Below are 15,549 nucleotides of genomic sequence, written 5' to 3' on the forward strand. Positions count from 1 at the left end.
AAAGCCCGATTGGATCAACTATTAATCAGTGGGAATAAAGAAACTTCCCACTGATTAAAGTTTCTCTTTATGTATCCAATAGTAGTGTATCAAAAAAGCATTCACTGTGCGATTGAATGTTTTAATTTTTATCCATAAAGAAAAAGCGGGACGAATCCCGCTTTTACTAATTGCTATTATCGGCGTAGGCCAAGTTTTGCGATTAACTCGCGGTAACGTTGTACATCGTTTTCGCGCAAGTATTTCAACAAGTTACGACGGCGTCCAACCATTTTGAATAGACCACGACGTGAGTGGTGATCTTTTTTATGAGTACGCAAGTGCTCATTTAAGTTGTTGATGTCTTCTGTAAGAATGGCGATTTGAATATCTGCAGACCCAGTATCTGTGTCATGCACTTTGAATTCATTGATCAATTCATTTTTACGTTCTTGAGTGATTGCCATACTGTTCCACCTCCTAATTTCTAATATCCCCTATTACCGAGCAACCGTTGGTGAATCGATTTGCCAAGCAATGGTTCGTACTTTTAGTACTTTTAAATCATAGCATAACAGCTTTTCAAAATCAACCGGTCACCTTAGTTTAAGCTTTTGAAAAACTGGATTGCCGTTTCCTTGTCCCGCTGAATCTGCGCTTTCAGTTCATCAATGCCGGAGAATTTCTGTTCGTCCCGGATTCGCCGGTACCAATCCACATCTACCATTTCTCCGTAAATTGTTTTATCGAATTCCAGAATGTAGACTTCCACCGTCTGCTTTTTCACATCCGGATTGTTGAACGTCGGTTTGTATCCGACATTGCAGACACCGTTATATTCGATTCCTTGCACCCAAATCCTTACCGCATAAACACCGCGCCCCGGCACATAAGATCCGATTTCCGGCTCGACATTGGCCGTGGGAAAACCGATTGTTCTGCCGCGTTTGTCGCCGTTTACGACAGTCCCGGAAATCCGGAATGGCCGGTTCAGCAGACGGCACACTTCGCCTACATCTCCGCTTTTCAGCAAACTGCGGATCCTTGTTGAACTGATTTTTTCTTCTGCGTCAACTTGTTTTTCAATCGTGGTCACACTGAATAGGCCTCGGCCGGCTTCTTCCATTACCTTCATATTGCCCTTTCCTTTGGAGCCGAATGAAAAATCAAATCCTGCAGTAACGTGCACGGCGTTCAATTCTTTAATAAACGTTTCAATAAACTGCTCCGGCGTCAGCTGGGCAAAATCAGAAGTAAACCGGACCACAAAACAAATATCCAGTCCCATGTTTTCCAAAATCTCCAGCTTCTGCTGCATCGGCGTAATGTAAAAAACTTCTTCTTTTCTTCCGCCAAGTACGAGTGACGGATGAGGATCGAAGGTCATAACTGCGGATTTCACCTGGCGCTTTTGGGCTTGAGCGATTGCTTCTCCGATGACTCGCTGATGCCCTTTATGTACGCCGTCAAAAAAACCAAGCGCCATGGAAATGGGCCCAAGCTCTTTTTCGGGTTTGATGTGGTTGGGATAGCTTAAATGAATGATTTCCATATTACACCTCGTCGATACTCGGGATTCCGAACATTTTTTCAGGCTTCATTTTATCTGCTCGCTCAGGATGCTTTTTATAAAGCGCCATTGGCTGTCCATTGACCGTCAATACGAGAAAGTTCTCCGTTTCCAGCAATGGATGCTTATCCATAACTTGTCCATTCTTGACGGCAAAGATCTCTTTCTTATCAATTTCGGCAAACGGAAAATTGCTTAATCCATAGCTGAGCGGCTTTAAAACAGAGCTGATATCTCCATTTTGAGCAAGTTCGGCCACTTCGGCAAGTGTTACGCAATCTTTTGCCGCAAATTTCCCCGACTCGGTCCGCGTCAACTTCGACATATGTGCAGGAAAGCCGAGCACTTCGCCGATTTGAACGGCCAATGTCCGGATATACGTTCCTTTTCCACACTTAATACGGATAGAGAATTTCAACTCTTTTCCGCTCCATTCCGCTTGTTCATCCAGCAGCTCAATGGAATCGATCCGGACGATGCGCTCGGGGCGTTCCACTTGAAGGCCTTGGCGGGCATACTCATAGAGCTTTTTCCCATTTACTTTAACGGCCGAATACATCGGCGGAATTTGTTTGATTTCACCCGTCAAACTTTCCAGTGCCTCCAACAGCCGGCTTCTCGTCAAATGCTTCTCGGAATCGTCTATATCTACGGCCGTGCCGCTCGCATCTTCCGTTTCAGTAGAATAGCCGATAGTGACTTCGGCTTCATAGGTCTTGCCCTGGTCTGTAATGTATTCCGCCACTTTGGTCGCCGTTCCGATGCAGATCGGCAGCACACCGTCCACGTCCGGGTCAAGCGTGCCGGTATGGCCGACTTTTTTGGTTTTTAGAATTTTTCTCAATTTGAATACACAGTCGTGGGAAGTCATCCCTTTTTCTTTCCATAAAGGCAGCACACCATTCATTGCCATTTGCTTCAGCCCCTTGCTTAATATGTATAAAAAAAGCCTGCTAATCATGAAATTAGCAGGCTCCAGTTTAACCAATGCTTTCGCGCCAGCCTAAAATGTTCTGGGCGAAACATTTTTTACTGGTTTTCTTTTGGTTCTTGAATGTCACGGAGTAATGAATCAATTCGATTACCGTATGCGATAGATGAATCAAATTCAAACGACAATTCCGGCGTCTTGCGCAAACGGATCCGTTGTCCGATTTCGGAACGGATAAATCCTTTTGACTTAGACAAACCGAGCAAAGTCTGTTCTTTCACTTTTTCATCACCCAGCACACTGATGTACACAGTTGCCTGCTGAAGATCGCCTGTTACTTCGACGTCTGTCACTGTGACAAAGCCGATTCTTGGATCTTTCAGTTTGCGGCTGATGATTTCGCTAAGTTCTTTCTTCATCTGCTCGCCTACACGATTTGAACGCATCGTCATTGTATATTCACCTCGTTCTTACAGATATTCTTGCTGAACTTCAAGGCATTCCCAGGCGGGGTTGCTTTCCAAGTATTGCAATACTTGCGCCATTTCCTTATCCGCCATCTCTTTTGAGGAAGAAACGGTAACAAAGGCGATGCGGGTTCGTTGCCATACATTCTGGTGATCAACTTCCGCAGCTGAAACGTTGAATTTCTGTTTGGTGCGGGTCAGCATGCTTTTTAATACCGACCGTTTTTCTTTCAATGAATGCGCAACCGGAATGAAGAATTCACATTCCATGTATACGATCATTTGCGTTCGATTTCTTCCATAACGAATGCTTCAATAACATCGCCTTCTTTGATGTCGTTAAAGTTTTTGATCGTAATTCCGCATTCGTATCCTTTGGCAACTTCTTTTGCGTCATCTTTAAAACGTTTCAGTGTATCGAGTTCGCCTTCGAACACAACGATGCCTTCACGAATCACGCGCACGCCGCTGTCTCGAGTGATTTTGCCTTCCACTACATAACTTCCGGCAATCGTGCCCACTTTAGATACTTTAAACGTGCTGCGCACTTCAGCTTGCCCAATGATTTTTTCTTCGAATTCAGGATCCAATAATCCTTTCATCGCAAATTCAATTTCTTCGATTACTTTATAGATGATGCGGTGCAAACGAATATCGACGCCTTCTGCTTCTGCAGCGCGTTTCGCATTTACATCCGGACGAACGTTGAAACCGATGACGATTGCATTTGATGCAGCCGCAAGGGAAATGTCGGATTCGGTAATGGCACCGGCTCCTGTATGAATGATTTTCACATTGACGCCTTCTACATCGATTTTCATCAATGAAGCCGCCATTGCTTCAACTGCACCTTGAACGTCAGCTTTGACAATCAGGTTCAATTCTTTCATTTCCCCTTGTTTCAACTGGTCAAACAAATTATCAAGCGTAACGCGTGTTTTTTCAGAACGCTGTACTTGAAGCGCTGAAGTCGCACGGGTTTCACCGACTTGGCGAGCTGTTTTCTCATCTTCAAAGACGACAAAACGGTCACCGGCCTGCGGTACATCGTTCAATCCCGTAATTTCAACAGGAGTTGAAGGGCCCGCATCTTTCACACGGCGGCCAAGGTCGTTGACCATTGCACGTACACGTCCAAATGTATTTCCGACAACAATCGGATCACCAACATGCAAAGTACCGTCTTGTACAAGCAAAGTAGCTACCGAACCGCGGCCTTTATCAAGCTCGGCTTCAATAACAGTCCCGATTGCACGGCGTGCCGGGTTGGCCTTCAACTCGCCTACTTCAGATACAAGCAAGATCATTTCAAGCAAAGCATCGATGCCTTCGCCTTTCAAAGCGGAAATCGGCACGAAAATCGTTTCACCGCCCCAAGCTTCCGGTACTAGGCCATGTTCTGTAAGTTCCTGCATAACACGGTCAGGATTGGCGCTTGGCTTATCCATTTTGTTGACCGCGATAATGATTGGCACTTCAGCAGCTTTCGCATGGTTGATTGCTTCTACTGTTTGCGGCATTACGCCGTCATCAGCAGCTACAACGATAATAGCAAGGTCTGTCACTTTAGCTCCGCGTGCACGCATTGTTGTAAACGCTGCGTGTCCCGGTGTATCAAGGAATGTGATTTTTTTGCCGTTTTCAACCACTTGGTAAGCACCGATATGCTGCGTAATTCCGCCTGCTTCTCCAGCAGTCACTTTCGTGTTGCGGATCGAATCCAGTAAAGTCGTTTTACCATGGTCAACGTGTCCCATGATGGTAACAACCGGTGGACGCTCTTCTTGAAGCGTTTCGTCTTCCGGCTCGAAGTAGACTTCCAGGTCGGTTTTATCCACCAGGATTTCTTCTTCAACTTCCACATCGTATTCCGCACAAATCAATTCGATTGCATCTTTATCCAATTCTTGGTTGATTGTTGCCATTACACCAAGCATAAATAATTTTTTGATGATTTCAGACGGCTCGCGCCCTAATTTTTTTGCCAGTTCCGCTACAGTCAACGATTCGCTGAACGTAATCTTAGCCGGCAATTCTTTCTCGCGTTTTGGCATTGGCGGCAGCGGGTTCACTGGCTGCTGCTGTCTGCCTTTGCGATTGCGGTTTTGGCCGCCGCGGCCGCCAGCGCCGCCTGGACGGTTGTTGCGCTGTCCTGGACCTGCAGTCGGTTTTGCTGCTTTTGGCGTAAAGTTCGATCCTTTGGCGCCTGCCGGACGGTTCTGCCCTTGTCCGCTGCTCTGTGGACGGGACTGACCTTGTCCTGCTGGACGGGATTGCCCTTGTCCGCTGTTTTGCGGACGGGACTGGCCTTGTCCTGCTGGACGGTTTTGTGCCTGGTGCTGTTGGCGTGCTTGTGTACGTCCTGCAGCAGGTTTTTTGTAAATGCCGTCTAATTTTGTTACAGCATTGTCTTCCAATGTCGCCATATGGTTGGCCACTTCAATATTAAGCTTTGATAACTGGTCAATAATCTCTTTGCTTGGCTTATCTACTTTTTTAGCGTATTCATGTACTCGAATTTTGGTCATCTGCTCACCCCCGGGTTTTTTCATCGAACAAGCTTGTTAGTTTTTTTGCAAATCCTGAATCAGTAACTGCAACAACTACTCGCTCTTCTTTGCCGATCGCATGTCCAAGTTCGAAACGTGTTCCGAATACTCGAATCTCGACATTATATGTCTTGCATTTATCATGCAGTTTCTTGCTCGTATTGTCTGAAGCATCTTCAGCCAATATAACTAATTTTGCATTGCCGCTACGCACTTCATTGACGGACATTTCTTCTCCGGTAATGGTCATTCGTGCACGCGTGGCCAATCCCAATAATTGTAGGATTTTTTGATCGTTCATTATTTTTTCAACTGCTCTCTTAGGACTACGCGCGTTAATTCGTCGTAAATTTCAGCCGGAACTTTAACTTCCAGTTGATTGTCCAAAACTTTCTTTTTCCGCGCCAATTCAATGGCGTCCTCCGATTTGGAGACATAAGCGCCGCGGCCTGACTTTTTGCCAGTCAAATCGACAAACACTTCGCCTTCTTTTGTGCGGACTACACGGATCATTTCTTTTTTAGGATGCATCTCGCCAGTGGCGACGCATTTACGCAATGGAATTTTCTTTTGCAGAGCCAACGGACATCACCTTCTCTACGTTATTCTTTTTCCTCATAAAAATCAAAATCGTCAAGCTCTTCACCGGACTCAACCAGTTCGATTGTTGAATTTTCATTTGGGTAAATCCCAAGTTCACGGGCATCCGTTTCGCTCTTGATATCGATTTTCCAGCCTGTCAGTTTCGCAGCAAGCCGCGCGTTTTGTCCGCGTTTACCGATTGCCAATGACAATTGATAATCCGGTACCACAACGGTTGTCGATTTTTCGGCTTCGTTGACTTGGACGTCCAGAACTTTTGAAGGGCTCAGCGCATTTGCGACAAAGACTACAGGTTCTTCGGACCATTCAACGATATCAATTTTCTCGCCGTTCAATTCGTTGACGATTGTCTGAACGCGTGCGCCTTTTGCTCCAACACATGAGCCGACCGGATCAATATCGTCGCGGTGTGCAACGACAGAAATCTTCGAACGGTCTCCAGCTTCGCGGGCAATCGATTTGATTTCAACGATTCCTTCAAAAATTTCAGGAACCTCGTTTTCAAACAAACGGCGAAGCAATCCAGGGTGTGTACGGGATACAAACACCTGAGGCCCGCGCGTTGTGCGCTCCACTTTAGTGATATACACTTTGATGCGGTCATGCGGCTGATAGGATTCGTTCGGCATTTGCTCAGTCTGCGGAAGTACAGCTTCCACTTTCCCAAGGCCCACATATAGATTGCGGGCATCCATGCGTTCGACAATGCCGTTGACAATATCATCGGCACGGTCCACAAATTCTTCAAAAATCAATCCGCGCTCTGCTTCGCGCACGCGCTGCGTAACTACTTGCTTCGCAGTTTGCGCAGCAATGCGTCCGAAGTTCCGAGGAGTTACCTCTTCTTCTACGATGTCCGCCAGTTCGTATGCCGGATTGATTGCTTTCGCGTCTTCCAGCGAAATTTGCAAACGATCGTCTTCCACTTCTTCGACGACGTCTTTGCGTGAATAGACCAGCATCGTCCCTGTATTCAAATTCAAGTCCACGCGCACGTTCTGCGCCTGGTTGAAGTTGCGTTTGTAAGCTGTAACTAGCGCTGCTTCAATCGCTTCAATCAAAACATCTCTTGAAATCCCTTTTTGCTTTTCTAAAGCATCCAATGCATCCAATAACTCATTGCTCATCTTCTTATTCACTCCTATGTTCTTCAATCAAGTTTTGCAGAAAAATCAATGGCCAATCGGATAACAGCGATCTTTTTCCGTTCAATGACAATTTTCTTTCTGCGTGTTTTGATTTTAACTTCAATTTCAACTTCTTCATCGGTATAAGACAACAGGTAACCTTCGAATTCTTTTGCGTTTTCAACGGGTTCATACGTTTTGATGTAAATGAACTTCCCGAGCGCTTTTTCGAAATCTTGTTCTTTTTTCAATGGACGCTCTGCACCAGGTGAAGAAACTTCCAAGAAATAATTTTGTTCAATCGGATCCAGTTTATCCAGAATCTCGCTCAGTTTTTCACTGACCAGCGCGCATTGATCGATGTCGATCGGCGCTGCCGGATTGTCTACATAGACACGCAAAAACCAGCTGCGTCCTTCTTTTAAAAATTCCACATCCACAAGCTCCAATTGGAGTTCTTCTGTGATGGGCAAAGCAAGTTGTTCAATTTGTTCTGTAATTTTGCTCATATATGCCTCCCGCGGTTTTTATCTCACTTTAACAGTTAGCAAATCTCCCAGTATTGCACATGGGAGATTAACTGACGGTCAAAGTTTGATTGGTTGAACCCACACGCAGTGGCGGGTCAAAATATCCACTGTGTGAAGTTTCACTTTATGCCATAACAACAGAAAAGAGCGGGAAATCCCACTCTTCTGCGACAGAGCTATCAGTAAATGTTATTACAATAATACCATAATCCCCGGTGCCATGCAACTTCCTAGAACAGTGAAAGCTGATTGGCATCCGGCATGCCTTCCAAGCAGCCGTGGTCGTCCATGTATTCGATGATGGTTTTGGAAACGCGCCCTCGCTGCTGCAAGTCCTCTTTCGACAGGAATGTTCCTTGTTCACGGGCAGCAACAATCGATTTGGCGGCGTTCGTTCCAAGTCCCGGAATTGCGTTAAACGGCGGAATCAGCGTTTTGCCATCTATGATGAACTGGTCGGCAGACGATTTATACAAATCGACTTTCTGGAACGAATAGCCGCGTTCCACCATTTCAAGCGCCAATTCCATAACCGTCAGCAAGTTCTTTTCTTTTGTTGAAGCTTCAAGTCCTTTGGCATTGATCTCATCAATTTTGGCACGGATGGACTGCGAGCCTTTAGCCATCGCGTTGACATCGAAATCTTCCGCCCGGACTGTGAAGTATGCTGCGTAGTAAAGGATCGGGAAATGGACTTTGAAATAAGCGATGCGCACAGCCATCAACACATAAGCGGCGGCGTGGGCTTTCGGGAACATGTATTTAATCTTTTTGCATGATTCAATATACCAGTTCGGCACCCCTTCTTTTTTCATCGCTTCTTCCATTTCCGGAGTCAGCCCTTTCCCTTTACGGACCGATTCCATAATCTTGAACGCCAATGAAGATTCAAGCCCCTGGTAAATCAGGTAAACCATGATATCATCCCGGCATCCGATTACATCGGACAATTGGCACGTACCGTTTTGGATCAATTCCTGTGCATTGCTGAGCCATACGTCTGTTCCGTGGGAAAGCCCGGAAATCTGGACAAGCTCGGAAAACGTCGTCGGTTTTGTTTCTTCGAGCATCTGGCGCACGAAACGCGTACCAAACTCAGGAATTCCGTATGTTCCGGTTTTGCAGCCAATCTGTTTTTCCGTAACGCCAAGCGACTCTACACCGGAAAAGATTTTCATCACTTCCGGGTCATCCGTCGGAATTGTCTTCGGATCGATGCCGGATAAATCCTGCAGCATCCGGATCACCGTCGGATCATCGTGTCCGAGTATGTCGAGCTTTAATAAATTATCGTGGATGGAATGGAAGTCGAAATGCGTTGTTTTCCATTCCGAATCCTGTGCATCGGCCGGGAACTGAATCGGCGAGAAATCATAGATGTCCATATAATCCGGTACAACGATAATCCCGCCCGGATGCTGGCCTGTGCTCCGTTTAACGCCGGAACAGCCTTGGACAAGACGATCGATTTCCGCACCCCTGAACGATAAATTGTGGTCATTGGCATAACCGCGGACATAGCCGTACGCCGTTTTTTCCGCTACCGTACCGATGGTGCCCGCGCGGAATACATTGTCTTCCCCGAACAATTCCTTCGTATAGTTGTGGGCTCTGGCCTGATAGTCACCACTGAAGTTCAAGTCGATATCGGGAACTTTATCCCCTTTAAAGCCCAGGAAGGTTTCAAACGGAATATCCTGCCCTTCTTTTTGGAAAGGAATGTCGCAATCCGGGCAGTTTTTATCCGGCAAATCGAATCCGGATCCGACAGACCCGTCATCAAAGAACTCGGACTTTTTGCATTTCGTGCAAATATAATGCGGCGGCAATGGGTTGACTTCCGTAATTTCCGTCAATGTCGCAACCAGCGAAGAACCGACCGACCCCCGTGAACCTACCAGATAGCCGTCATCGAGGGATTTCTTTACCAGCTTATGCGAAATGAGGTAAATTACGGCGAAACCGTGGCCGATAATCGATTTCAATTCTTTTTCGATGCGGGCTTCGACGATTTCCGGCAGATCCGGACCATAGATTTTATGGGCCATATCATAGCTCAGTTCGCGTACTTCCTCGTCCGCACCTTCAATTTTCGGCGTATACAGATCATCTTTGATCGGTTTTACCGTATCGATCATATCCGCTATCTTATTGGAGTTCGTCACCACGATTTCCTTCGCCGTCTCGGCTCCAAGGAAATCGAAGGCTTCCAGCATTTCATCCGTCGTCCGGAAATGGACTTTCGGCAATTTCTGGCGGTTCAGCGGGTTCGCGCCGCCTTGGGAACCGATCAGCACTTGCCGGAAAATAGCGTCGTTTTCATCCAGGTAATGGACGTTGCCGGTAGCCACCAATGGCAATTCCAGTTTGCGGCTGACTTTCACCAGCTTGCGCATGACGTCTTCGAGATTCCATTCATCACGGATCAATTCTTTTTCAATCAAATGGGAGTACACTTCTTTTGGATGGACTTCCAGATAATCATAGAACTTGGCCGTCTGTTCGACTTCCTCCATCGATTTTTGCATCACCGCTTCGAATACTTCCCCTTTGTCGCAGCCCGATCCGACAAGCAGCCCTTTTCGGTGGCGCTGCAGAAGCGAACGCGGAATACGCGGCACCCGGTAGAAATAATCGATATGCGAAGCAGAAACCAGTTTGAACAGATTCTTCAGCCCTTCGTCGTTTTGCGCAAGCAAAGTGCAATGGGTAGGGCGTGAACGTTTATAAGCATCACCGGCCCCGACATAATCATTCAGCTGGTCATGGTAAAGGATGCCTTTTTCGTGTGCTTCTTTCAGCAAATGCGTCAGCAAATAAGAAGTTGCTTCCGTATCGTAGATGGCCCGGTGATGCTGGGTCAATTCGATGCCGAATTTCTTCGCAAGCGTATTTAACCGGTGGTTTTTCAATTCCGGATGCAGCATGCGGGCCAGTTCCAATGTATCGATCGTGGCATGCTTCATATCGATGCCGTATTTTTTATAAGATACGTATAAAAAGCCCATATCGAATGATGCGTTGTGCGCGACCATGATGTGGTCGCCTGCCCATTCATGGTATTTGCGGATGACCTCTTCCACTTCCGGTGCATTTTTCACCATGTCATCCGTTATGCCCGTCAGCTCTATAGTCGTTGCGGAGAGGTCATGGTGCGGATTGGCAAAGCTTTCGAATTTATCAATGATCTGGCCGCCTTTGATTTTGACAGCAGCAAGTTCGATGATGGTATCGTAAACGGCCGACAGTCCGGTCGTCTCCAAGTCAAAGACGACAAACGTTTCTTCTTCAAGTAAGGCATGGCGCTCTTCGTAGGCGATCGGCACGCCGTCGTCCACTAAATTTGCTTCCAGACCGAATATCGCTTTGATGCCGTATTTTTTGCTGGCGGCGTATGCGTCCGGGAACGATTGCACGCCGGCATGGTCGGTAATCGCGATGGCGGGATGGCCCCATTTAGCAGCTTGTGATACCAGGGAGTCAACTGATGAAACGGCATCCATAGCGCTCATTGGCGTATGCAGATGCAGTTCCACCCGTTTTTCTTCCGCTGTATCCTTGCGGAGCTGAGGATTGATTTCCACCATATCCTGCGCCATCATCACCAGATCACGCACAAATGTATCGGTTTGGATCGAACCGCGTGCTTTCAGCCACATGCCTTTTTTCAGGCTGCCCATCAATTCGGCATCCTCTTTGTCGCGCGAGAACATTTTCACTAAAATTGAATCGGTATAATCCGTCATTTTTACAGTCAGCAGCGAACGGCCGCTCCGGAGCTCGCGGACTTCAACGTCAAAGACAAAGCCCTCGATTGTCACTCTGCGTTCTTCATCGATGATCGATTTGATCTCCACAATTTTTTCATCCGGCTTGATGGCCACACCCATCTGGAACGGACCGGATGGCACACCATTTTCTTTGCGGTCGGTTTCCCGTTTCTTCATATCCGATAACGCTTTTTTCGCCATTTCTTCTTCTTCGATGCGGCGCTGTTCCATAAAGGCCAAATGTGCCGCTTCCTGGTCGCCTTCAGCGAGTTGGAACTCAATGGCGACGCGCGGAAAACCGAATTGTTGAAACGCGCCCGACAATTTATCCGTATACTTCGATTTCAGAGCCATCATTTCATGCTCGTGGCTGCAGCATAACATCAACTTGCTGCCGTTCCATTCCGGCACTTGAGAAAGCAGCTGATCGCGAAGCGGCGGAGCCATATCTGAAAATTCTTCCACGACATAGCGCCAGTATTCCATGACAAGATCTCCATCTGCTGATTGAGCCTCACTTTCAATCGAAAGCTGGACGTTCGCAATGGTCGCAAAAGTTGTATTTAGACGTTCTTTTAATAATAAAAATAATTTCAGCGGCAAAGTCTGTTTTACTTTAATCAGAAAACGCCAGGTCCGCTCTTTTTTATGGACCGTCATCCGTGTCAGTTCAGCCTCTTCGAAAAAAGGCATGTGTACATCGTCTGTCAGGTCGAGATGCTGAAGAAGTAGCTTGAATCGCATCTTTGAATCTTGCTGGTTTGTCATAACTATCCCCTTCGTAAAAAATTAATCCAAATAAGAATAAAGAAAGGAAAGTACAGTTGTACTTTCCTCTCCATCATATCAGATTTGCTGATTATTTTTTAAAGAATTGCTGCAGGTGATCGAGCAATTCTTCCCGTTTCCACTCAAACGTTTCTCCAGTGCGGCGGTATTTCACTTCCAAAATTCCTTCGGAAGCTTTTTTGCCGACAGTGATGCGGACCGGCAAGCCGATCAAATCAGCATCTGTGAATTTAACGCCTGCACGCTCGTTGCGGTCGTCAAGCAGCACTTCGTAGCGATAGGATTTTAATAATTTGTATAAATCTTCGCCAAGTTCACGCTGCGTTTCATCTTTCATATTGACTGGCAAGATATGCACTTCGTACGGCGCAATTGCATCCGGCCAGATAAAGCCATTGTCGTCCTGGAACTGTTCAGCTACTGCGGCCATCACACGCGATACACCGATGCCGTAGCAGCCCATGATATAAGGCATGGCTCTGCCCTGGTCGTTAAGGAATGTCGCTTTCATCGGCTCGCTGTATGTCGTGCCCAGTTTGAAGATATGGCCGACTTCGATGCCTTTGGCAAATTGGATGGTGCCTTCACCGTCCGGAGAAGGGTCTCCCTCTTGGATAAAACGAAGATCCGCATAAGATTCAACGGAGAAGTCTTTTTCAGGGTTGACGTTGATGAAATGGAAGCCATCTTCGTTCGCACCCGTTACGCCGTTGACAATCGATTGAACTGCATGATCTGCATAGACCTTGATTGAAGACGGCAATTTCACCGGCCCCAAAGAACCGATTTCACAGCCCAACGCTTGTTGCACTTCTTCCGGTTCGGCAAGCTCGACGATTGTCGCGCCAGTCGCATGCTTCACTTTAACATCATTGATTTCATGGTCGCCGCGGGACAAAACCACCACCAATTCATCGTCCGCTTTGAATACCAAAGTCTTGATGCATTGTTCCGGTGTTGTGTTCAAGAAGGCAGCAACATCCACGATGGTTTTCTGGTCAGGCGTCGCCACTTTTTCAAGTTCTTTCATCGCTTCATCCGACTTTGGATACTCTATGCTTACTGCTGCCATTTCAATGTTTGCAGCATAGGAGGACGTGTCAGAATAGGCAATCGTATCTTCCCCGATTTCAGACAATACCATAAATTCATGGTTGTCTTTTCCGCCGATGGCTCCCGAGTCAGCGATGACTGCACGGAAGTTTAATCCCAGTCTGGTGAAAATATTCGTATAAGCCTGCATCATATCATTGTAAGTGTCATCCAAACTTTCTTTCGTTGCATGGAACGAATAAGCATCTTTCATCAAGAACTCGCGTCCGCGAAGCAAGCCGAAGCGCGGACGTTTTTCGTCGCGGAATTTCGACTGGATCTGGAACAGATTCAACGGCAGTTTCTTGTAGGATTTAATCTCGTCGCGAAGCAGGCTTGTAATGACTTCTTCATGCGTTGCTCCAAGAGCAAATTCACGGTCGTTGCGATCGGTAAGCCTCATCAACTCGTCGCCGTATGAATACCAGCGGCCGGTTTCCTGCCAAAGCTCTGCTTGCTGCAGCGCTGGAAGGAAGACTTCCACACTGTTGACTGCTTCCATTTCTTCGCGGATGACGTTTTCCACTTTTTGCAGAACGCGTTTGCCTAAAGGCAGAAACGAATAAACGCCGCTCGTATTTTGGCGGATAAATCCAGCCCGCAGCAAAAGCTGATGCGATTTAACATCTGCATCCGCAGGTGTTTCTCTTAATGTAGGGATAAAAGTTGCTGTTTGTTTCATTCCAAAATGCACCTCAACTGACTATTTAATTTTTATTGCGGTTAATTCTAAGTTTAATGCCTAGTCTTTCAAGTTTACTTCATACTTGATGGAAATAGCAAAGCCCGCCATGGCCCCTTGCCTTCCGGCGCTTGTCGGGGCTTAGCGGGCAGCTGCATATTACTCAATCAAAAAAAGAATTTCTGGATATCGTTCCAGGTGACGACAATCATTAATAGCATGAGCAGCATAATGCCGACAAAATGGACCATGCCCTCTTTTTGGCGGTCGACCGGTTTTCCGCGGATGCCTTCAATGATGAAGAACATCAAGCGGCCACCGTCAAGTGCCGGAAGCGGCAGTAAGTTCATGATGCCTAAGTTGATGCTTAGCATACCTGCCCAGCTCATCAACGTAAAGATGCCGTACTTCGCAACTTCTTCAGTCGTTTTGTATATCCCCACTGGACCGGATAACGCATCAATTGTGAACTGGCCGGTTACCAGCATTCCGAGCAAGCGGAAGATTTCTTTAAACCAGAATACGGTTTGTTCAGCTCCATAAGCGAAAGAACCCAGGAAATCTTTTTCAAGCGGGCTTCGGTAAAGCACGCCGATAACGCCCACTTTTTCAGGAGATTCTTCTGACACTTCCGGTGTGATAGTGAAGTCAAGCGTGTCACCGCCGCGCTCTACTTCAAACGGCAGTGGATTGCCCGCGTTGTCCTGGACAGATTCCACTAACTCATTCCATGAAGCGATAGGCTTGCCGTCAATTTCCTTCACCAAATCCCCGTTTTGCAAACCGGCTTCAGCAGCCGGGCTGTCTTCTGTAACTTCCGTAATCACCGGTTCGTTGGTCGGTATTCCCTGCATCAACCCGATGGCGGTAAAAATGAAGAATGCCAGGATAAAGTTGAACAACGGCCCGGCCAGTATTGTCATAAAACGATGGCCAAGGCTCTTTGAATCGAACTGGCGGTCATAAGGAGCAAGAACCGTTTCCCTGCCGTTTTCTTCAACTACGGCATCACGCGCTACTTCAATTCGGACAAATTTGTCTTCTTCATCGTAGCCCTTGATGTACAGGTCTTTATCCAGATCAGCTTCTTCCACTTCCATAAACAGAATGTCCGGATACATCGTTTTTTGGTTCATGATAATTTTTGTAGCTTGTCCATCCTTATTCAACAGCACCCCGATGCGATGCCCTGCCTGCAGATGGATGGTGTCCATGTCTTCGCCCGCCATACGGACATAGCCGCCGATTGGCAATAACCGCAGCGTATAGATCGTCTCGCCTTTCGTAATGCCCAGAATTTTCGGGCCCATCCCGATTGCAAACTCACGCACTAAGATGCCGGCACGTTTTGCAAACAGAAAATGGCCAAATTCATGAAAAAATACTAAAGCACCGAAAATAATTATAAACGCTAGTACTGTTTCCATTTAAACCCATCCTTATAAACCGTTTTCGGTTTT

At 46.8% G+C, this 15,549-nt stretch carries 13 protein-coding genes; all 13 read right to left on the reverse strand.

Translation table 11 applies throughout. The features are described from left to right. Positions 1 to 176: 176 nt before the first annotated feature. Entirely contained in the window at positions 177 to 446 is a 270-nt protein-coding gene (gene rpsO / locus HU147_RS03180) for a 30S ribosomal protein S15 (protein ID WP_074509517.1), read from the reverse strand. 134 nt (positions 447 to 580) lie between these two features. Then, a complete protein-coding gene (locus HU147_RS03185; RefSeq protein WP_224074885.1) occupies positions 581 to 1,531 on the reverse strand; it encodes a bifunctional riboflavin kinase/FAD synthetase in 951 nt (316 codons plus the stop codon). Between the two features lies 1 nt (position 1,532). Further along, positions 1,533 to 2,462 (reverse strand): tRNA pseudouridine(55) synthase TruB, encoded by a 930-nt coding sequence (gene truB / locus HU147_RS03190; protein ID WP_317985483.1) that lies wholly within the window; start codon positions 2,460 to 2,462, stop codon positions 1,533 to 1,535. A gap of 116 nt (positions 2,463 to 2,578) precedes the next feature. After that, a complete protein-coding gene (rbfA, locus tag HU147_RS03195; RefSeq protein ID WP_036806631.1) occupies positions 2,579 to 2,932 on the reverse strand; it encodes a 30S ribosome-binding factor RbfA in 354 nt (117 codons plus the stop codon). Between the two features lie 18 nt (positions 2,933 to 2,950). Beyond that, positions 2,951 to 3,229, reverse strand: a complete 279-nt coding sequence (locus tag HU147_RS03200; protein ID WP_036806634.1) for a DUF503 domain-containing protein — start codon at positions 3,227 to 3,229, stop codon at positions 2,951 to 2,953. Beyond that, positions 3,226 to 5,475, reverse strand: coding sequence for a translation initiation factor IF-2 (gene infB, locus HU147_RS03205; protein ID WP_224074886.1), 2,250 nt, complete (start codon positions 5,473 to 5,475; stop codon positions 3,226 to 3,228). The genes HU147_RS03200 and infB overlap by 4 nt, the downstream gene beginning before the upstream one ends. A gap of 4 nt (positions 5,476 to 5,479) precedes the next feature. After that, positions 5,480 to 5,797: a YlxQ family RNA-binding protein gene (locus HU147_RS03210; RefSeq protein WP_224074887.1), complete on the reverse strand. Its 318-nt coding sequence runs from the start codon at positions 5,795 to 5,797 to the stop codon at positions 5,480 to 5,482. Then, on the reverse strand, positions 5,797 to 6,078 hold the full coding sequence (gene rnpM / locus HU147_RS03215; RefSeq protein WP_224074888.1) for an RNase P modulator RnpM: 282 nt from the start codon (positions 6,076 to 6,078) through the stop codon (positions 5,797 to 5,799). Before rnpM ends, HU147_RS03210 begins: the two co-directional genes overlap by 1 nt. A gap of 20 nt (positions 6,079 to 6,098) precedes the next feature. Next, positions 6,099 to 7,226 carry a transcription termination factor NusA gene (gene nusA, locus HU147_RS03220; RefSeq protein ID WP_224074889.1) on the reverse strand — a complete coding sequence of 376 codons (1,128 nt, stop codon included), beginning with the start codon at positions 7,224 to 7,226 and terminating at the stop codon, positions 6,099 to 6,101. A gap of 23 nt (positions 7,227 to 7,249) precedes the next feature. Further along, a complete protein-coding gene (gene rimP, locus HU147_RS03225; RefSeq protein WP_036806649.1) occupies positions 7,250 to 7,735 on the reverse strand; it encodes a ribosome maturation factor RimP in 486 nt (161 codons plus the stop codon). A gap of 251 nt (positions 7,736 to 7,986) precedes the next feature. Continuing rightward, positions 7,987 to 12,294 carry a PolC-type DNA polymerase III gene (locus HU147_RS03230; protein ID WP_224074890.1) on the reverse strand — a complete coding sequence of 1,436 codons (4,308 nt, stop codon included), beginning with the start codon at positions 12,292 to 12,294 and terminating at the stop codon, positions 7,987 to 7,989. 91 nt (positions 12,295 to 12,385) lie between these two features. Beyond that, positions 12,386 to 14,089 carry a proline--tRNA ligase gene (locus HU147_RS03235; protein ID WP_224074891.1) on the reverse strand — a complete coding sequence of 568 codons (1,704 nt, stop codon included), beginning with the start codon at positions 14,087 to 14,089 and terminating at the stop codon, positions 12,386 to 12,388. Between the two features lie 167 nt (positions 14,090 to 14,256). Continuing rightward, complete coding sequence (gene rseP, locus HU147_RS03240) at positions 14,257 to 15,516, reverse strand: RIP metalloprotease RseP (protein WP_224074892.1); 1,260 nt, start codon at positions 15,514 to 15,516, stop codon at positions 14,257 to 14,259. Positions 15,517 to 15,549 lie beyond the last annotated feature (33 nt).

Origin of the sequence: Planococcus chinensis (assembly GCF_020071995.1) — a bacterium.
In the GTDB taxonomy this organism is placed as follows: domain Bacteria; phylum Bacillota; class Bacilli; order Bacillales_A; family Planococcaceae; genus Planococcus; species Planococcus chinensis_A.

Excerpts from the sequence above, each read along its gene's own strand:
- nusA (WP_224074889.1), bottom strand. The coding sequence starts at position 7,226 with ATGAGCAATGAGTTATTGGATGCATTGGATGCTTTAGAAAAGCAAAAA.
- HU147_RS03230 (WP_224074890.1), bottom strand. The coding sequence starts at position 12,294 with ATGACAAACCAGCAAGATTCAAAGATGCGATTCAAGCTACTTCTTCAG.
- infB (WP_224074886.1), bottom strand. The coding sequence starts at position 5,475 with ATGACCAAAATTCGAGTACATGAATACGCTAAAAAAGTAGATAAGCCA.
- rseP (WP_224074892.1), bottom strand. The coding sequence starts at position 15,516 with ATGGAAACAGTACTAGCGTTTATAATTATTTTCGGTGCTTTAGTATTT.
- HU147_RS03210 (WP_224074887.1), bottom strand. The coding sequence starts at position 5,797 with ATGAACGATCAAAAAATCCTACAATTATTGGGATTGGCCACGCGTGCA.
- HU147_RS03200 (WP_036806634.1), bottom strand. The coding sequence starts at position 3,229 with ATGATCGTATACATGGAATGTGAATTCTTCATTCCGGTTGCGCATTCA.
- rpsO (WP_074509517.1), bottom strand. The coding sequence starts at position 446 with ATGGCAATCACTCAAGAACGTAAAAATGAATTGATCAATGAATTCAAA.
- rimP (WP_036806649.1), bottom strand. The coding sequence starts at position 7,735 with ATGAGCAAAATTACAGAACAAATTGAACAACTTGCTTTGCCCATCACA.
- rbfA (WP_036806631.1), bottom strand. The coding sequence starts at position 2,932 with ATGACGATGCGTTCAAATCGTGTAGGCGAGCAGATGAAGAAAGAACTT.
- HU147_RS03185 (WP_224074885.1), bottom strand. The coding sequence starts at position 1,531 with ATGGAAATCATTCATTTAAGCTATCCCAACCACATCAAACCCGAAAAA.
- HU147_RS03235 (WP_224074891.1), bottom strand. The coding sequence starts at position 14,089 with ATGAAACAAACAGCAACTTTTATCCCTACATTAAGAGAAACACCTGCG.
- truB (WP_317985483.1), bottom strand. The coding sequence starts at position 2,462 with ATGGCAATGAATGGTGTGCTGCCTTTATGGAAAGAAAAAGGGATGACT.